The sequence below is a fragment of the Actinoplanes sp. NPDC049265 genome, assembly GCF_043197135.1.
Lineage (GTDB): Bacteria > Actinomycetota > Actinomycetes > Mycobacteriales > Micromonosporaceae > Actinoplanes.
In genome coordinates this window covers 141,565-159,432 of record NZ_JBICSP010000013.1, presented here as the reverse complement: position 1 = coordinate 159,432, position 17,868 = coordinate 141,565, and the positions used below count along the sequence as shown (strand labels likewise).

Below are 17,868 nucleotides of genomic sequence, written 5' to 3'. Positions count from 1 at the left end.
GCGGGCGCGGCACGATCCACGACGGCGTACCGCGCGCGGTCGTCGTGGCTCGGCGTTCACCCGCCGCCAGGTGGCACGGCCCCACCGCCTTGGACGCGTGGCGGGAAGCTGCCGTCGAGCGTACGGGAAATCGCCCCAGGAAATGCTTACCGATCGGTGACGTTTTTAGATAAGCGAATGGCCTTAATTGCTTCGTAAGATTTACACCGGCCAATGTGGATTAGCGTTCTCCATCAGCGGGTCGTCTGACCACTGAGGAGGATAACTGTGCGTAGGTATGCTGCGGAGTCTGTCGGGACGTTCTTTCTCGTGCTGACCGTCGGCATAGCGGTGACCACCATGAATGTGGCGGCGCCGGTGGCGATCGGCGGGGTCCTCATGGTGATGGTGTACGCCGCGGGCCATGTCTCCGGCGCGCATTTCAACCCCGCCGTCACCGTGGCCGTGCTGGTCCGGGGCCGGATCAGCGGCCCGGCCGCCGGTGGGTACGTGGTCAGTCAGATCGCCGGCGCGCTGCTGGCCGCGGTGACCGTCCGGCTGATCCTGACCGGGCCACGGCCGGCTCAACTCTCGTTCACCGGCAGGCAGATCGCGATGGCGTTCGCCGTCGAGGTGCTGTTCACCTTCGCCCTGGCGTACGTGGTCCTGAACGTCGCCACCAGCCGGAGCCACCCGGAGAACTCGTTCTACGGCGTGGCGATCGGCGGGACCGTGATGGCCGGCGCGTTCACCGTGGGCGCGATCTCGGGTGGCGCGTTCAACCCGGCGGTCGCTCTCGGCGGCGCGGTCATGGGCCTGTTCGCCTGGTCCGCGATCTGGGTCCTGCTGGTGGCCGAGGTCGTCGGGGGCGCGCTGGCGGCGACCGTCTTCCTGGCCCTCAACCGCGACGATCGGGGCCCTGTCGCATCCGCCCCGTCCACCGGCACCGCCTCGCACGACAGCCGTACCGCCGCGGTCACGCGGTCCTAGACCTCCCCGTACGCCACGAAGGGAAACTGATGTCCGACAACCACGAGGACGGGGTCGTGTCCGTGCCGTCCGAGGAACACCAGGCGATCGATCACGACGCGGACGCCGGCGCCGCGTCGACGTGCCCGGTGGCGCACGGCCGCGCGGCTCACCCGACCCAGGGTGGCGGCAACCGCGGCTGGTGGCCGAGCAGATTGAACCTGCGGATCCTGGCGAAGAACCCGGCGGAGATCAATCCGATGGGCGCGGAGTTCGACTACGCGGCGGCGTTCGGAGCCCTCGATCTGGGGGCCGTCAAGCAGGACATCACCCAGGTCCTGACCACGTCGCAGGACTGGTGGCCGGCCGACTACGGCCACTACGGGCCGTTCGTCATCCGGATGGCCTGGCACAGCGCGGGCACGTACCGGATCAGCGACGGACGCGGCGGCGCGGGTGCCGGCCAGCAGCGGTTCGCGCCGCTGAACAGCTGGCCCGACAACGCCAACCTGGACAAGGCGCGCCGGCTGCTGTGGCCGGTGAAGAAGAAGTACGGCCAGGGCCTGTCCTGGGCCGATCTGATGATCCTGGCCGGCAACGTCGCGCTGGAGTCGATGGGCCTGACCACCTTCGGGTATGCCGGGGGCCGGCCCGATGTGTGGGAGCCGGACGAGGACGTCTACTGGGGCCCGGAAACCACCTGGCTCGCCGACGACCGTTACACCGGCGACCGGGAACTGGACGAGCCGCTGGCCGCGGTGCAGATGGGACTGATCTACGTCAACCCGGAAGGCCCGGACGGCAACCCCGACCCGATGGCCTCGGCCCGCGACATCCGCGAGACGTTCGCCCGGATGGCGATGAACGACGAGGAGACCGTGGCGCTGATCGCCGGCGGCCACACCTTCGGCAAGACCCACGGCGCCGGCCCGGCGGAGCACGTCGGTGCCGAACCCGAGGCGGCTCCGATCGAGGAACAGGGCCTGGGCTGGCGCAGCACGTTCGGCACGGGCGCGGGCCCGGACACGATCACCAGCGGCCTGGAGGTCGCCTGGACCACGACGCCGACCCGGTGGAGCAACAGCTTCTTCGAGATCCTGTTCGGCCACGAGTGGGAGCTGTCGACGAGTCCGGCCGGAGCGCACCAATGGGTCGCCCGGGACGCCGCGCGCATCATTCCCGATCCGTTCGACCCGTCGAGCCCGCGTCGACCGACCATGCTGACCACGGATCTGGCCCTTCGGGTCGACCCGGCGTACGAACAGATCTCGCGCCGTTTCCGGGCCGACCCCGACGCCTTCGCCGACGCGTTCGCTCGGGCCTGGTTCAAGCTGACCCACCGCGACATGGGCCCGATCCAGCGTTACCTCGGCCCCGAGGTGCCCGCCGAACGGCTCATCTGGCAGGACCCGGTCCCGGCGGTGGATCACGAGCTGGTCGACGCGGCCGACGTCGCGGTCCTCAAGCAAAAGGTCCTGTCCGCCGGCCTGAGCGGGTCGGAGCTGATCGCGACCGCGTGGGCGTCGGCGTCCACGTTCCGCGGCGGCGACAAGCGCGGCGGGGCCAACGGCGCCCGGATCAGACTCGCGCCGCAGAGCTCCTGGGAGGTCAACGAGCCGGAACAGTTGGCTCGCGTGTTGAGGGTTCTCGGTGCCATCCAGCAGGCGTTCAACACCGACCGCGCCGACGGCCGAAAGATCTCCCTGGCCGATCTGATCGTGCTGGCCGGCTCGGCCGCGGTCGAGCGGGCGGCGGCGGCCGGCGGGCATCCGATCGCGGTGCCGTTCACTCCGGGCCGGACCGACGCCACCCCGGAGCAGACGGACGCCGAGTCGTTCGCCGCGCTCGAGCCGACCGTCGACGGCTTCCGCAACTACCAGGGCAAGGGGCACCGCCTGCCGGCCGAGTTCCTGCTCGTCGACCGGGCGAACCAGTTGACGCTGACCGCACCGGAGATGACCGTGCTGGTGGGTGGCCTGCGGGTGCTGGGCGTCACCTACCAGGAGTCGCCGGTGGGTGTGCTCACCAGCACACCGGGAGCACTGACGAACGACTTCTTCGTGAACCTGCTCGACCTCGACCGCTCGTGGCGACCGGTCGCCGGTGACCCGGACCTGTTCGCGTCGCACGACGCGGACGGCTCGGTCCGATGGATGGGCAGCCGGGTGGATCTGGTCTTCGGATCGAATTCCGAACTGCGGGCCGTGGCCGAGGTGTACGCCGGCGACGACGCGAGAGCCAAGTTCGTCGAGGACTTCGTCGCCGCCTGGGCCAAGGTGATGGACCTGGACCGCTACGACCTGGTCTGAGCCGCGCCGCCCGGCCGGACGCCCCCCGCCGGCCGGGCCGCGTACTGGTTTCCGTCGATGGCCCTCGGCGTGCACAATCGGTCGGCGTTGACAACCGACGACGGGACCCGGGCATGAGCTTCGACGGCTTTATCTCGTACAGCCACGCCGCCGACGGCAAGCTGGCGCCGGCGGTCCAGCGCGGGCTGCACCGGCTCGCGAAGCCCTGGCATCGGCGCCGGGCATTGTGGATCTTCCGCGATCAGACCGGTCTGTCGGTGACGCCGGGCCTGTGGTCGTCGATCCAGAAGGCGCTGGACGGCTCGGAGTGGTTCGTGCTGCTCGCCTCCCCCGCGGCGGCCCGGTCGCCCTGGGTGAATCGGGAGATCGAGTACTGGATCGCGACAAAACCGGCCGGCCGGATCCTGCCCGTGGTGACCGACGGGGAGTGGCGCTGGGACGCCGGGCGCGGCGACCTGTCGGCGGACTCGACGGCCGTGCCGGACGCGCTGCGTGGCGTGTTCGCCGAGGAGCCGCTCTTCCTCGACCTGCGCTGGGCGGACGACGACCGGAAGCTGAACCTGCGCGACTCCCACTTCCGGGACGCGATCGCGGAACTGGCCGCACCCATGCACGGGGTCGGCAAGGACGAGCTGGAGAGCGAGGACCTCCGGCAGCACCGGCAGGGCCGCCGGATGCGCCGGTTGGCGACCGCGGCCGTGGTCCTGCTGACCGTGGTGGCGTCCGGGACAGCCGTGCTCGCCGACCACAACGCCGACCGGGCCACGGCCGCGGCGGTGGAGGCTGAACGCCAGCAGCAGGACGCCTCACACCAGCGCGGCGAGGCCAAGCGCTACGCCGACGAGGCCCGCCGCCAGGAGGAGAACGCGCAGACGCAGGAGTCCCGGGCCCGCGCCGCCACCACCGAACGCGAGCGGCAGGAGAAGCGCGCCGGGGAGCAGCGAGCCGAGGCGCAGCGGGCGGCGGCCGAAGCGGAACGGCAGGAGAAGGCCGCACGCCGCCAGCGGGAGCTGGCGAGACGCGCCCAGGCGCTGGCGCGCGAGCAGGAGGCGGTGGCCCGGGAGCAGAAGGAACTGGCGCGGCAGTCGTCGCGGGAGGCGACAAGCCAGCGGGTCATCGCCGAGGAGCAGCAGCGTCTCGCCGTGGAGGCCACCGCGGAAACCGAACAGCAGCGGCGCAACGCCGAGCAACAGCGGCGGATGGCCGACGAGGCCACGGCGGAGGCCCTCCGGCAGAAGGCCATCGCCGAGGAGAACGAGCGGAAGGCGGAAGAGGCTGCCGAGGAGGCGCGCCGGCAGGAGACCAACGCCGACGAGCAGAAGAAGATCACCACCGGGCGACGCCTGATCAATCAGGCGAAGGTGACGATCGACAGCGACCCGGTGACGGCGTTGCGGCTGGGCATCGCCGCGCAGCGGATCCAGCCGGGCACCGAGGCCCGCACCGAGCTGGCGGGAATCGTCGCCTCCACCCGCCGGGCCGGCACGATGAACAACACCTGGTACGCCGAGTACGGGCCCGGCGACGTCGTTGCCGTCGTCGAGTCCGACTTCACGGCCGCGTTGTGGAGCGTGTCCGACCGGGCCAACCCGGTCCGGCTCGCCCCGCTCGACGGCTTCCTCTTCACCGCCCAGCCCGTCTTCAGCCGGGACGGCCGGATGCTCGCGATCTCCGGCGGCTACGAGCTCGCGCCGCATCTGTTCGACGTGTCCGATCCGGCTCATCCGGTGCTGGTCGGGACCGTGCCCGTGGAGATGGGCAAGTGGACCACGTTCAGCCCGGACGGGAAGACACTCGGCGTCGTCGACTTCGACGGCGTGTGGTCGCTGTGGGACATCGCCGACCCGGCCCGTCCCGCCCTGCTCACCCGGCAGACCAAGGGGTATCCGGCGCCGCTGGCGTTCAGCCCGGACAACCGCGGCGTGGTGACCGCCGGAACGCCCGGAACCGTCTGGGACATCACCGACCGCACCCGTCCCACCGAGGTGGGCACGCTGCCCGGCAGTTGGGCCCGGGTCGCCGTGCACCCGGCCCGCCCCCTGCTGGCGACCAACGACGAGCAGGGGAACCTGGTGTTCTGGGGCCTGGACGACCCGGCGAAGCCGCGGCGGGACGCCACGGCGCCGGGCCGGTCGCACGCCGTGGCGTTCAGCCCGGACGGCCGTACGATGGCCAGCAGCGACGACAACGGGACCGCGCGGCTCTGGGATCTGACCGACATGCCGGTCCCCATGCTCGAACTAAACGACAACGGCGGTTCACCGAGATCGATGTCGTTCAGCTCGGACGGCCGGACGCTGGCCACGGTCGGCGACCTTCGCACATTGAGCCTGTGGAACGCCGCGGCACACGGTGAGCCGGCGGCGGTCGGCCAGGCGGACGGGAGCGCCGGACGAACCGTGACGGCGGCCCTCACCCCGGACGGGCGGCGGCTGACCACCGTGCAGGCCGACGGGACGGCGACGGTGTGGGACGTCTCGGACCGGGCCCACCCGGTCGAGCGCGCCACCGTGCGCGTCCGTGACGGCGACATCGGCCAGGCGGTCGTCAGCTCGTCCGGCGGCCTGATCGCCGCGGGCGGGGTGACGGACGGCGCGCGGGTGACGCTCACCGACGTCAGTGACCCGAGCGCGCCGAGATCAGTCGGTGGGGTGCCCGGCGGCGAACCGGACGGCCGGCTGACGTTCAGCCCGGACGGACGCACGCTCGCCGTCGACGTCGGGGGGTTCACCATCCTGCTCTGGGATGTCACCGAGCCGTCCCGGCCGGACCCGGTGTCCGTGCTGGACGGCGAGGACTGGGTCGAGGCCATCACGTTCAGCCCGGACGGGCGCACCGTCGCGGTGGGCGAAGGGCGGTCGGTCGCTCTCTGGGACGTGACCGACCGGAAGAAGGCGGTGCGGCGTACGACACTCAAGGGACATTCCGACGCCGTGCTCGCCGCGGCGTTCAGCCCGGACGGACGCACGCTGGCGACCGGCAGCGCCGACCGGACGGCGGCGGTCTGGGACCTGACCGGCCGCGCTCGCCGGCAGGCGATCCTGACCGGCACCAAAGCCGCGGTGTGGTCGGTGGCCTTCGGGCCGGACGGGCGGACGCTGATTACCGGATCAGCGGACGGCTCGGTGGCGTTCTGGCAGGTGGGAGAGCTGTCCGGGCCGGTCCGGGCGATGTCGATGCGCCGCGCCGCGCTGGGGTCGAGGACGTTGCTGCCGCACCCGGACGGGCGGACGCTGACGGCCGCCGGTGGGGAATCCGGGAGCCGGCGCGCGGTGCTGTGGGACTACTCGTCGTTGATCGCGTTGCGGGACGAGCCGGCCGCGGTCGCCTGCGGGGCGGCGGGTGGCGGTTTCACGGAGGACGAGTGGGCCGCCTACATCCCGGAGGTGGCGTACCGGCCGACCTGCCCGGGGTGACGGAGAGGGCGCGACGGCCGGTTCAGTCCAATGCGTCCTGCAGCTTCCGCTCGAAGGTCGCCGGGAGTTGTCCGTGCTGTCCCTCGGTCACGGCGGGGTAGAGGTTCTCGATGATGACCGAGGAGACCTCGTAGTAGTTCGGCGTGATGGGGCGGGGTCGGGCCTCCTTGACCGCCGCGAGCAGTTCGCCGATGTACGGGATGCTCTGCGCCTGCGGAGATTTGTACGCCGACTCGGTGGTCGGCACGAACCGTCCGTCGAGAAGCAGTTTTCGCTGCGTCTCGGCGCTGGTGAGGAACCTGATCAGTTCGATCGCCTGGGCCTTGTGCCGGCTCTTCGCCGCCACCGCCAGGTTTTGTCCACCGAGGATGCCGGGCCCGAACAGCCTGCGTACCTCGGGTTGCGGCTGGATCTCGCCGAACCACACCGGCCAGTTGCGCATGGCGGCGGCCTCCTTGCGCTCGAAGGCCCGTGCGGTCTTCTCCTCGGCGGAACCCTCGCCTTTGCCGCCGGGATAGTAGAGCCGACCGGCCCGCACCTCGGCCTGCACCACCGCGAGCGCCTTTTCCCAGTCTTCCTGGACGACCCGCGGGGGAGTCCCGTTCTTGTTCAACAGTTTCGGGTCGACCGCCAGCAACTGCTCGAGGATGTTGACCACGAAAGCCTCGTCCCGGCTGAGCTGGATGGCGACCCGTCTCGGGACGGCGGGGTCGGCGGCCAGCGCCCTGGGCAGTTCCGCCGCCGTCTTCGGAGGGGCGGTGCCGGCCTGGAAGAACAGCAGACCGACATCCGAGTTGTACGGCAACGCGTACAACCTGTTTTTCCAGTAGCAGGTCAGCAGCGGGTTGGGCAGGAAGTCCCGGAGCATGTCCTCGGTGATCGGGTTGGGGACGTCCGGTGCGCTCGCGTCCAGTGCGGCGAGCAGCGGCGGACTCCCGTCGGCGGCGGCGTCCGCGAATTCCGCCACGTGAACGGAATCGAGGTTCACGATGTCGACGTCGTCCGGTTTCGTGGGATCGAGCAAGCTCTTGAACTGGTCACGTTGCCGATCGGCGTTGCCGGCGACCGGGACGATGCGAGCCGGGATGTTCCGGTGCTTGTCGTTCCATTCCCGTACCGCCTGTTCCCGGGCTTTTTTGCTGCTCTCGTCGACCCCGCTGGCGATGAGCAGTTCTTCGCCGGGCGGCAGTGGGGCGAGCGGGCCGGCCGCCGACGCCGAGGGCGGCGCGGGCGGTGGTGGCGGCCCGGTTGACGCGTCCGGGAGGACCAGGAGCGAGAGCGCGGTCACGACGACCCCGACGACGGTCGCCGCGACGAGCGGGAGAAGGGGCGGTGACAGCCGCGGTGAGGTTCTCATCGGCGGGTTCAGGAGGTTCCCTGGTGCCCCGCGGCGGCGGGCCCGCGACCGGTAAGCGCCAGCCAGGCGCCGGTGGCGAAGAAGGCCGCGCCGGCCAGTACGCCGGCGGCGACGCCGGCCCGCAGCGCCCAGACCTCGGAGTGCCCCGACCGCACGATCGCGGCGCAGGCGACTCCGACGACGAGCGACCAGAGCAGGCCCCAGGCCAGGTGCGGCAGCGTCACCTGGGCGTCGCGCGTGGCCGGCTCCGGTTCCGGCTCGGTCAGGCTGTCCAGCATCCCGGCGATGATCGTCGGGTCGGCGTAGTTCTTGAAGATCGGCCGGCGGCCCGCGTACCCGTGGGCCTGCCTGGTCGGCAGCGGGAGGTTGCTGGCCTCCAGCCGTTCATGGGTCCGTACGGCGATCTCCTCGATGCTCACGAATGGCCCTGCGCCCGGCACGCCGTCTTTGCCCAGCACACCGACGAGCTCGTTGGTGAAGGCCGTGAGCCCGGTCGCGGAGTCGGCCCGGGCGGCCCGGTTGGGCCCGGTGGCGGCGAGCACGAACGTGCCCTCGATCGCGAGGTGGCCGTTCAGCGACCCCATGACCCGGGTCGCGTTGCCGGCGTAGCAGCAGTCGAGCACCAGGATCTTGTTCGGGGCGCCGCAGTGGATGAGGGTGTCACGCAGATGCCGGTACTCCAGCGCCGTCGCCTGCCGGTCCTCGGCCGACCCGGAGTGCGTGAGGTACAGCTCGTCCGGGCTCGTCGACGAGCAGAACCCGTGCCCGGCGTAGTACACGAACAGGGTGCCGCGGCACTGCGTGCCGGCGGTTTCGATGGCCGTCAGGATCTCGTCCGCCGACGTCGGGTCCATCACGGCCACGCACCGCGCCGGTTCCAGTCCCCAGGGCACGTCCTGCCGCAGCGTCAATCCCAGCTTGGCCACGTTGGCGGAGACCCCGGGAAGGTTCCGGTCGCTGTAGGAAGGGTGCCGGTACGTGGCGGTGCCGATGAGTACGGCATGCGACAGGGCGGGGTCGCCGACCGGGTCCCGGTCAGCGTTTGTCATCGTCGGCCTCCGCCGGCGCTCCCGGTGCGGACTCGGCCGCGGCGGTGGCCGCCGACAGCGGGCTCCGACCGGAAGGAGCCACGCCGTCGCCGTCGCCGTCGCCGATGACGGTGATCTTTCCCTGGTGGATGATCGTGACCACGAGATCGGGCCGGCCCTTGACCACACGAGCCTCCCGCCACGCCTTGACCGCCACGATCAGCTGGGCCAGCCCGAGGGCCGACTGGAGGATCACGAGCAGGGTGTCCAGGTCACCCGCGCCCATCCGGGTGCCGTCCGGTTCGTCCTGCGGCCGCAGCCGGGAGACCGGCCACCCGCCGCCGAGGACGGCGTTGCCCCGGAGCCAGCCGGCCAGTGCGTCGAGCTCCCGGTCGGCCTCGCGCCCGGCGACCCGCAGGTGCACCGAATCGGCCGGTCCGATCGACGGAATGCCAGACGTCGGTGTGACAACACCCATGTGGGATCAGCTCCTGAATACCGATCTGAGAGGACCGTGACTTTATCATCTCGTCCGGTGTCAACAGGCCTTCCCGCGCCGCCCCCTATTTCCCCGGCGGCCCGCGCCATGATCCGTGATCATGAAAAAGATTCCGCGTCAGGAATGGAAGAATACGCGCCCCGATGATCGAGTTCTGGTATCAGCGTCTCGTGCCGCCGTCAGCGTAGAAATTCGAGCAGCAGCGCGGTGAGTTCCCGCGGTCGTTCCTCGGTGAGCCAGTGACCGGTGCCGGTCATCACCCGGGTCTCGACGTTCGAGGCGTAGCCCTGCCATTGGGTGCCGACGGCGCCGCCGAGCGCCTCGTCGCCGCCGACGGCCAGGATCGGCATCCGCAGCAGCCCGGTCGCACGGAGCTTCTCGTTCTGGGCGATGTCCGTGTGAAGCGCTTGGTACATGTCCATCCACGCCTCGAACCGGCCGGGCTCGCGCAGATACCGGGCGTAGAACTCGTAGTCGGCGGCGTCGAACGCGCCGTCCACGGCGAGGTACTGCTCGATGAACCCCTCGACCAGGTCTCGTTCGTGCCCGCGGACCAGGTCCTGAGCCCAGTCCTTCTGGAAGAATCCGAGGTGCCACGTGGACAGCTCGCCTTCGGGGGAGAACGCGGGGAACGTGTAGAGGGACCGGTCGGGGATGGGACCTTCCATCACCACCATCCGGCTGACCTCGGTGGGCCACGTCGCGGCGTACGGGTAGGCGATCCACGCGCCGATGTCGTGGGCCACCATCTGGACACCCTGGTTGAGCCCGAGCTGGGCGAGCAGCGTATGCACGTCGTCGGCCAGCTGCACCGTGTCGTAGCCGCGCTCCGGAACGGAGGAGTCACCGGTCCCGCGCAAGTCGACCGCGATCACTGTGTGATTCCGGGCGAGCGCCTCGAGCTGTGGCTTCCATTCGGCGGAGGTCTGCGGAAAACCGTGCACGAGTACGACCGGCGAGCCGCTGCCGCCGCGAAGGTAGTGCATCCGGAAACCGTTCACACGCGCGTACGCCGATCGGTAGCCGTTCGGTATCCGGCCCGGCGACTCGACGGCCCGGATGGCGGCGTTCCGCACGACAGCGGACTCCGGCCGCGAAGCCACGGCGGAATCAGCCGAAACCACAGCGGTCCCCACAATGGCGGTGGCCGCGGTAATGGCGGTAACGACAGCCCCGGTCAGTACGGTCATTCTCTTTCGCATTGTTTCTCCTTTAGACGCGATCGGCCTGGTGCGTGTCGATGGCGGCCATGTTGGCCTCGTCGTAGCGGTCGCCGGCGGGCGGCGTCAGGTTGTTCAGCCGGGCGATGTGGCCGTCGGTGAGTCCGACGCGGTCGGCGGCGATGTTCTCCTCCAGCCGGTCGATCCGCGTGGTACCGGGGATGGGGGCGATGTCGTGGCCTTGGGCGAGCAGCCAGGCCAGGGCGACCTGGGCCGGGGTGGCCTCGGCCTCGGCGGCGGCGGCGACGACCTCGTCGACGATGCGCAGGTTGCGTTCGAGGTTGCCGCCGGTGAACCGGGGGTTGGTGCGGCGCCAGTCGTCCGCGTCGAGGCCGTCCAGCGAGCGGATGCCGCCGGTGAGGAACCCGTGGCCGAGCGGCGAGTAGGGGACGAGGCCGACACCGAGCTCGCGCAGGACCGGCAGGACCTCCGCCTCGGGGTCGCGCGTCCACAGTGAGTACTCGGACTGGACCGCGGCGATGGGGTGCACGGCGTGCGCGCGCCGGATCGTCGCTGGGCCGGCCTCGGACAGGCCGATGTGGCGGATCTTGCCCTCGGCGACCAGGTCGGCCAGCGCCCCGATGGTCTCCTCGATCGGGGTGTCCTGGTCCACCCGGTGCTGGTAGTAGAGGTCGATGTAGTCGGTGCCTAGGCGCCGCAGCGAACCCTCGACCGCGATCCGGATGCCGGCCGGTGAGCTGTCCGGTCCGGGCCGGCCGGTGTGCGAGACGAGACCGAACTTGGTGGCCAGCACGACTTCGTCCCGGCGCCCGGTGATGGCGCGGCCCACCAGTTCTTCGTTGACGAAGGGGCCGTAGACCTCGGCGGTGTCGATGTGGGTGACGCCCAGATCAAGGGCGTGCTGGATCGTACGGATGGACTGGTCGTTCCGCCGGCCGGCGCCGGTGTAGAAGGCCGACATTCCCATCGCGCCGAGTCCGATGCGGGAGACCGCCAGCCCCCCGAGTGACGTGGTTTTCATCGTGCTGCCCTCTTCCTGATGTGGGACCAACCGCTTTAAGTTCCGATCGGTCCAGAACGCTAGCACATCAGGACCGCTCGGTACTAAAGTGTGTTGTGACGAAGGTCAGCCCCGGGGCGAGGAGGATGCCGCTATGAGTGGTGCACGGAGCGCGGCGTTCGGCCGCCCCAGAGAGTTCGACATCGACGAGGCGCTGGAGCGCGCCATGCGCGTGTTCTGGGCCCGGGGATACGACGGTACGAGCCTGACCGATCTGACCGGCGCCATGGGAATCACCAAGTCGAGCATGTACGCCGCCTTCGGCAACAAGGAGCAGCTCTTCCGCAAGGCCGTGCGACGGTACGCCGAGGGCCCGGCGTCCTACGCGACGCGCGCCCTGCTCGAGCCCACGGCCCGCGGCGTGGCCGAGGCGTTCCTTCGCGGAGCCGTCCGGACCACGACCTCACCCGGCGCTCCGGCCGGATGCCTGTCCGTCCAGGGCGCCCTGGCGTTGAGCGAGCAGGGCCGACCGGCGCACGATGTCCTCGTCGACTGGCGGCGCGACGCCGGGGTGCGGCTCGAGGAGCGTTTCCGCCGCGCCGTCGACGAGGGTGACCTAGGGGAGGACGCCGATCCGAGGCGTCTCGCGCGTTACGTCATGACGATGGCATTCGGCATCGCGGTCCAGGCCGCGAACGGCCTGAGCACCGACGAACTCGACGAGATCGTCGCCGCGGCGCTGCTCGCGTGGCCGGGCTAGCGCTCCGGTGCCGTCAGAGGCGGAAGGTGGCGACCAGCTCTCGTAGCTCGCCGGCGATGCCGGACAGTTCGCGCGTCGCCTGTTCGGACTGGTCGACCAGTGCGCTGCTGGCCCGGGCCAGGGCGGCCACGTCGCTGCTGTCGGTGGCGATCTGGCCGGCGCCGCTGGCGGCCTCGGCCACGCTGCGGTTCATCTCGCTGGTGGTGGCGGTCTGCTCCTCGACCGCGGAGGCGATCGTGGTCTGGTAGTCGTTGATCTGGCCGATGATCCGGGACACTTCCTGGATCGCGGCGACCGCGCCGGCCGTGTCGGCCTGGATGGCCTGGACCCGGCGGGAGATGTCCTCGGTGGCCCGGGCCGTCTCCTGGGCCAGATCCTTGACCTCGCCGGCGACCACCGCGAAGCCCTTTCCGGCGTCGCCGGCCCGGGCCGACTCGATGGTGGCGTTGAGGGCGAGCAGGTTGGTCTGTTCGGCGATGCTGGTGATCACCTTGATGACAGCGCCGATCTCCTGGCTCGAGACGTCCAGCCGGGTCATCGTCTCGGTGGTGCTGTGCGTGACGGTCACGGCCTGCCCGGCGATCTCGACCGCCTGGCCGGCGTTCTGGGCGATCTCCCGGATCGAGGAGCCCATCTCCTCGCTGCCGGACGCCACCGTCTGGACGTTGCGGGACACCTCGCCGGCGCTGCCGGCCACCCGGTCGGCCTGTGCGGACGATCGCTGCGAGCCGGCTGCCAGCTCGGCCGAGAGGCTGCCGATCCGTTGGCTGGCCGCGTTGAGCGTTTCGGAACCGGCCGCCAGACGGGTGAGCACGGCGCCGACCGCGTCGAGGGCGGCGTTCATCGAGGCGCTCATCCGGCCCACTTCGTCGCGCGCGGAGACATCGAGGCGCCGGGTGAGGTCGCCGCCGGCGACGGCGGCCATGACCTCGCCCGCTTCGGCCAGCGGGTGGGTGATGCTGCGGGCGGTACGCCAGGCGACGAGCACGGCGATCGTGAGGGCGGCGACGAGCAGGCTGGTCATCAGGACGATGAAGGTACTGGCGGTGTGCCGGGCGGCAGCGGTCTCCTTCCGGTTCATGGACTCCTCGAGGTCGATGAACACGTTGATCACCCGGAGCCAGTCGACGAACGCCGGTTTGGCCTGCTCGGTGAGGAGCTTCAGGGCCGTGTCCCGGTCCCCGGCGCGCTGCTTTTCCAGGATCTGGTCGATGAGCGGGAGGGTCCGCTGCTGTACGGCGTTGATGTCGGCGTAGGCGGCCTTCTCGGCGTCGCTCGTGTTCGCCGGGTCGCTGAAGATGGCCTTCATCTTCTCGTCGGACGCGGTGTACTTGTCCGTGAGCGTCTTGATGAGGTCGGCCTCTTTGCCGATCGCGGTCAGATCGCCGCCGGCGATGACGACGTCGCGTACCGCGATGGCCCGGTCGTGCACGCTGCCGCGGAAGTTGATCGCGAAGCGCTGTTTCACCGCGTTCTGGTCGTTGATCGTCGTCAGTCTGCTGTTGATGTCGCGCACCTGGACGACGCCGACCACGACGAGGGCCACCATGCCGAGGATGACGACGAGGAACCCGGCCCCGAGTCTCCTGCCGATGCTCCAGTTGCGCATGTGACAACTCCGTTCACGACCGAGAGAGGCCGACAGGTGGGCCTCAGACGAGGCGATCACTGATGACAGCATCGCCGACCCGAATCCGGAGTTCAGGCGATTGAGAGATTCGGTCCGGTCCACGCCGTTCAAGCCGGCGTCACCGGCGTCACCCTCTCCCGTGAGGAACGTCTGCCAATGGTCCAGCCCGAGAAAGTTGGGGATCGTCATGATCGCCACGTGGCCGCCCATGTAACGCAGGAACTCCAGATCCTCGGAGTCCAGCCGGCCGCCGGTCAGGGTGCGTTCAGTGGTGCGACCTTTCAGGCCACGCCGGAGGTGAGCTCGCTGAAGACCCGGTTCGCGGCCTCCGACTCGAACTGCCGACGCAACTCGGCCCGGGCCACCTGCTTGCGGAATTCGCCCTCGGTCGATGGATCACCGGCGTTGTGCATGACCTCGGTGATCCATGTCGCGAACGCCTGGTAGTTCCAGACGTGGTGCAGGCACGTGTCGGAGTACGCGTCGAGCAGGTCCGGGTCGCCGTCGCGTTCCTGGGCGATGACGGCCCGGGCGAAGGTCTCGGCGTCGAACAGAGCCAGGTGGATTCCCTTGGCGCTCATCGGCGGGACGATGTGGGCGGCGTCGCCGAGCAGATAGACGCTGCCGTAGCGCATCGGGTCGTGGACGACGCTGCGCAGCGCGACGACCTCCTTGCTGAGGATCTCACCTCGGCCCAGAGACTGACCGACGCGGGCTTCCAGCTCGTCCCAGACCCGTTCGTCGGGCCATTGCGCGACCGTGTCCTCGTTCGGGCACTGCAGATAGATGCGGCTGTTCTCCATGCCGCGGGGGATCAGCCCGGCCAGTCCGCGCGTGTGGATGGCCATGCCGGAGGTCTTGGCCGGCACCGCGGCCAGGACACTCAGCCAGGAGTATTCGAACTCGTGGGAATACCGGGTGATCGCGGTGGAGGGAATGCTCCCCCGGGTCACCCCGCGGTCGCCGTCGCAGCCGGCCAGGTAGTCACACCGGACGACGACTGTCGCACCGGTGGCTTCCCGGTATCGCACGACAGCGCCCGGGCCTGTGACGTCCTCGATCGCCACGTCGACCTCGTAGCGAAGGTCCCCGCCCTCACGCAGGAAGATGGCGGCGAGCCGGCGGATCAGGACCTGCTGCGGGATGAAAATGCTGTCATTGTCATTGTCGTCCACCTCGATCGGCATCGCGTGACCGTCGATGAAGAAGCCGCCTCGCACCTCGGGAGTGGGTCCGGTGTCCAGCACCTCATCCAGTCCCCACTGCCGGAACAGCCGGACACCCCGGGTATCAAGAGTTCCGGCCCGCTGCCGCGCCTCGACGTGTTCCCGGCTGCGACGCTCGAGAATGACGCAGTCGACGCCGCCGCGCCGAAGAAGATTGCCGAGTGTCAGGCCGGCGACCCCAGCGCCGACAATGACCACACCGATGTGCCTGTCCGCTTCAACCATGGGGCCAACTATCAGCGGCCACCCGAGCCCCACACCACCGATGAACGCCGGCGCGATGCCGAAAACCCGCCAAGTGTGGAGCCGCCCGCCGGCGGACTCATGGCCGGGGCAAGCCGCGTCCTAGCCGGCTCCGGCGGATGACAACCTTGTAGAACCCGAAGCCGGCCACGCCGATGACGAGGGCGGCCAGGAACGTCCAGAAGACGGCGACGTCGGTCCAGCCGTGCCAGCCGCGTACCACCCTGGCACCCTCCGGGCTGCTCTCCTGGTAGGAGATGGTGACGGTGCTGCCGATCTCCGGAGGCTGGTTGGCGGATGCCATGTCGGTGAAGGTGACGGTCCGTCCGGACGCGGTGGTGAACTCGTACGTGGGCCGGTACGAGGTCGACGCGGGTTTCCGGCTCCGAGCGGTGAGCTCCTCGGCGACGCTGACGACCCGTGCCGTGCCGGTCGTGCCGGCGGGATAGGCGGTCTGCTCGACGCGGGCCTGCAGACCGACCCATAGGGCGCCGCCACCGCAGCAGAGGATCACGACCGCCAGAACGACACCGATCACTGTTCGCACCCCGCCACCGTAGGACGAGGAATCAACCGGTCGCGATCGACCCTGCTCCGGTTCGCCGGTCGCGACGTGCTGCGCGGAGCGACGGCGACACATGGTTGTGGGTTACGTGTCGTTGTTGCGAGGCGCGTCGATGTGGGTGACGAGGTTGATGCCGCCGTCGACGTGGATCACCTCGCCGGTGACGAAGGGGACCTTGACGAGGGCCAGGACCATCGCCGCGACGTCGGATGGTTGCCCGAGCCGGCCCAGCGGTGTCACCGCCCTGGTGCGTGCCGCCCGCGTGGCCAGGCTGTCCGAGGTCAGCCTCGTCTCCACCGGCCCGGGGGCGATCGCGTTCACCCGGATGTCTGGGCCCACGGCCTTGGCCAGCAGCCTCGTCAGGTGGTCGAGCGCGGCCTTGCTGACGGAGTAGGGGATCGAGCTGCCGAGGGGGCGCGAGCCGCCCACTGAGGTGATGTTGATGATCTGGCCGCCGGGCTCCAGGACCTTCACGGCGGCGACGGAGACCTGCCACGTTCCGACGACGTTGACGCCGAGGATCCGGTGCCAGTCGTCGGCGGTGACCGCGTCCAGGTCGGTGTGGGGGACCGGTCGCGACACCCCGGCGTTGTTCACCAGCAGGTCGAGCCGGCCGTGCCGCTCCATGGTGGTCTCGACCAGGCGTACGGCGTCGGAGGGGTCGGCGATGTCGGCCTGGACGTAGCTCGCCCCGGGGAGCTCGGCCGCGAGCCGTTCACCGGCGTCGACCGAGGTGGCCGAGGTGACCACGACGGTGAAGCCGTCGGCCGCGAGCGCGCGGGCGATCCCTTCTCCGATCCCGGAGCTGGAGCCCGTCACGATGGCCACAGGTGGCGCGTTCTCCATGGCTCAGATCTCGCCGGCGGTGTCGGTCGGGGTGGCGGTCCAGAAGACCAGCCATTTCCCGAGTTGTACGACGACCGCGTGCAGGGCGATGCCGATGGCCGACAGCACGACGATCACCGCGAAGGTCCGGGCCACGTCCAGGGTGAAGTTGCTCGCCTGGATGAGGTAACCCAGGCCTTCGGAGCTGCCCACGAACTCCGCGACCACGGCGCCGGTCACGGACAGGATGACGGCGACCTCCAGCCCGGCGAAGATGTGCGGCAGCGCCGACGGGATCTGCAGGTGCCGCATGACCTGCATGCGGGACGCGCCGAAGGATCGGAGCATCTCGACCTGCTCGTAGGCGGCGGACCGGAATCCCAGGATGGCGTTGATGAGGAGGGGGAAGAACGCGATCAGGGCCACGGTCAGCACCTTCGAGCTGATCCCGATGCCGAACCAGACGATCAGCAGGGGCGCCATGGCGACCTTCGGGATGGTCTGGGTGAGGATGAGCAGCGGGAAGAGCACGCGTTCGACCGCCCGGAACTGGGTGATGAGCACCGCGGAGATCAGTGCCGAGCCGACCGCGATGCCGAACCCGATCAGGATCTCCTTCAGGGTGACGACCGACTGGGTCACCAGGCTGCCGTCCTGGAAGCCGTCGACCAGAGACTCGAGGACGGCCGTGGGCGCGGGGACGAGGATGTTGGAGACGTCGAACAACTTCACGACGACCTGCCAGACCACCAACAGCCCGATGAACACCAGCACGCTGTAGGTGATCTCCGGCGGTCGCCGGCGTCGGCGTCGGACCGGGGTGCCCGAGCTCGTCGGGACAGCGAGGGCCTCTGCGGGGCGCTCGGTGTTGATCGACATCA

General features: G+C 70.0%; 14 protein-coding genes. 4 read left to right on the top strand and 10 right to left on the bottom strand.

Annotated elements, in window-relative coordinates; translation table 11 throughout:
- Nucleotides 1-267: 267 nt before the first annotated feature.
- From ACGFIO_RS28460 to ACGFIO_RS28450, 3 genes are all read left to right on the top strand, one after another.
- Complete coding sequence (locus tag ACGFIO_RS28460; protein WP_392830254.1) at nt 268-969, top strand: MIP/aquaporin family protein; 702 nt, start codon at nt 268-270, stop codon at nt 967-969.
- 29 nt (nt 970-998) lie between these two features.
- The gene (katG, locus tag ACGFIO_RS28455; RefSeq protein WP_392830252.1) at nt 999-3,257 is read left to right on the top strand and encodes a catalase/peroxidase HPI; all 2,259 of its coding nucleotides are present in this window, start codon (nt 999-1,001) and stop codon (nt 3,255-3,257) included.
- Between the two features lie 113 nt (nt 3,258-3,370).
- Entirely contained in the window at nt 3,371-6,673 is a 3,303-nt protein-coding gene (locus tag ACGFIO_RS28450; protein WP_392830250.1) for a TIR domain-containing protein, read from the top strand.
- 22 nt (nt 6,674-6,695) lie between these two features.
- On the opposite strand, the gene ACGFIO_RS28445 is transcribed toward ACGFIO_RS28450, so the two are convergent.
- From ACGFIO_RS28445 to ACGFIO_RS28425, 5 genes are all read right to left on the bottom strand, one after another.
- A complete protein-coding gene (locus tag ACGFIO_RS28445) occupies nt 6,696-8,030 on the bottom strand; it encodes an extracellular solute-binding protein (protein WP_392830248.1) in 1,335 nt (444 codons plus the stop codon).
- 8 nt (nt 8,031-8,038) lie between these two features.
- The gene (locus ACGFIO_RS28440; RefSeq protein ID WP_392830246.1) at nt 8,039-9,079 is read right to left on the bottom strand and encodes a caspase domain-containing protein; all 1,041 of its coding nucleotides are present in this window, start codon (nt 9,077-9,079) and stop codon (nt 8,039-8,041) included.
- Nucleotides 9,066-9,536 (bottom strand): hypothetical protein, encoded by a 471-nt coding sequence (locus ACGFIO_RS28435; RefSeq protein WP_392830244.1) that lies wholly within the window; start codon nt 9,534-9,536, stop codon nt 9,066-9,068. Before ACGFIO_RS28435 ends, ACGFIO_RS28440 begins: the two co-directional genes overlap by 14 nt.
- 200 nt (nt 9,537-9,736) lie before the next feature.
- Nucleotides 9,737-10,633: an alpha/beta fold hydrolase gene (locus tag ACGFIO_RS28430; protein WP_392830242.1), complete on the bottom strand. Its 897-nt coding sequence runs from the start codon at nt 10,631-10,633 to the stop codon at nt 9,737-9,739.
- A gap of 136 nt (nt 10,634-10,769) precedes the next feature.
- Entirely contained in the window at nt 10,770-11,759 is a 990-nt protein-coding gene (locus tag ACGFIO_RS28425; RefSeq protein ID WP_392830240.1) for an aldo/keto reductase, read from the bottom strand.
- Between the two features lie 133 nt (nt 11,760-11,892).
- Here ACGFIO_RS28425 and ACGFIO_RS28420 point away from each other — a divergent pair, with 133 nt between their 5' ends.
- The gene (locus ACGFIO_RS28420) at nt 11,893-12,498 is read left to right on the top strand and encodes a TetR/AcrR family transcriptional regulator (RefSeq protein ID WP_392830238.1); all 606 of its coding nucleotides are present in this window, start codon (nt 11,893-11,895) and stop codon (nt 12,496-12,498) included.
- 13 nt (nt 12,499-12,511) lie between these two features.
- Here ACGFIO_RS28420 and ACGFIO_RS28415 read toward each other — a convergent pair whose 3' ends face one another.
- From ACGFIO_RS28415 to ACGFIO_RS28395, 5 genes are all read right to left on the bottom strand, one after another.
- Nucleotides 12,512-14,107: a methyl-accepting chemotaxis protein gene (locus ACGFIO_RS28415; RefSeq protein WP_392830236.1), complete on the bottom strand. Its 1,596-nt coding sequence runs from the start codon at nt 14,105-14,107 to the stop codon at nt 12,512-12,514.
- A gap of 302 nt (nt 14,108-14,409) precedes the next feature.
- On the bottom strand, nt 14,410-15,579 hold the full coding sequence (locus ACGFIO_RS28410) for a 4-hydroxybenzoate 3-monooxygenase (protein ID WP_392830234.1): 1,170 nt from the start codon (nt 15,577-15,579) through the stop codon (nt 14,410-14,412).
- Nucleotides 15,580-15,676: 97 nt separating this feature from the next.
- Nucleotides 15,677-16,144 (bottom strand): DUF3592 domain-containing protein, encoded by a 468-nt coding sequence (locus tag ACGFIO_RS28405; RefSeq protein ID WP_392830232.1) that lies wholly within the window; start codon nt 16,142-16,144, stop codon nt 15,677-15,679.
- Between the two features lie 102 nt (nt 16,145-16,246).
- Nucleotides 16,247-16,990 (bottom strand): SDR family NAD(P)-dependent oxidoreductase, encoded by a 744-nt coding sequence (locus ACGFIO_RS28400; RefSeq protein ID WP_392830230.1) that lies wholly within the window; start codon nt 16,988-16,990, stop codon nt 16,247-16,249.
- A gap of 21 nt (nt 16,991-17,011) precedes the next feature.
- The gene (locus tag ACGFIO_RS28395) at nt 17,012-17,866 is read right to left on the bottom strand and encodes an ABC transporter permease (RefSeq protein ID WP_392830228.1); all 855 of its coding nucleotides are present in this window, start codon (nt 17,864-17,866) and stop codon (nt 17,012-17,014) included.
- Nucleotides 17,867-17,868: the final 2 nt, after the last annotated feature.

Excerpts from the sequence above, each read along its gene's own strand:
- katG (WP_392830252.1), top strand. The coding sequence starts at position 999 with ATGTCCGACAACCACGAGGACGGGGTCGTGTCCGTGCCGTCCGAGGAA.
- ACGFIO_RS28450 (WP_392830250.1), top strand. The coding sequence starts at position 3,371 with ATGAGCTTCGACGGCTTTATCTCGTACAGCCACGCCGCCGACGGCAAG.
- ACGFIO_RS28445 (WP_392830248.1), bottom strand. The coding sequence starts at position 8,030 with ATGAGAACCTCACCGCGGCTGTCACCGCCCCTTCTCCCGCTCGTCGCG.
- ACGFIO_RS28440 (WP_392830246.1), bottom strand. The coding sequence starts at position 9,079 with ATGACAAACGCTGACCGGGACCCGGTCGGCGACCCCGCCCTGTCGCAT.
- ACGFIO_RS28435 (WP_392830244.1), bottom strand. The coding sequence starts at position 9,536 with ATGGGTGTTGTCACACCGACGTCTGGCATTCCGTCGATCGGACCGGCC.
- ACGFIO_RS28425 (WP_392830240.1), bottom strand. The coding sequence starts at position 11,759 with ATGAAAACCACGTCACTCGGGGGGCTGGCGGTCTCCCGCATCGGACTC.
- ACGFIO_RS28420 (WP_392830238.1), top strand. The coding sequence starts at position 11,893 with ATGAGTGGTGCACGGAGCGCGGCGTTCGGCCGCCCCAGAGAGTTCGAC.
- ACGFIO_RS28415 (WP_392830236.1), bottom strand. The coding sequence starts at position 14,107 with ATGCGCAACTGGAGCATCGGCAGGAGACTCGGGGCCGGGTTCCTCGTC.
- ACGFIO_RS28410 (WP_392830234.1), bottom strand. The coding sequence starts at position 15,579 with ATGGTTGAAGCGGACAGGCACATCGGTGTGGTCATTGTCGGCGCTGGG.
- ACGFIO_RS28395 (WP_392830228.1), bottom strand. The coding sequence starts at position 17,866 with ATGTCGATCAACACCGAGCGCCCCGCAGAGGCCCTCGCTGTCCCGACG.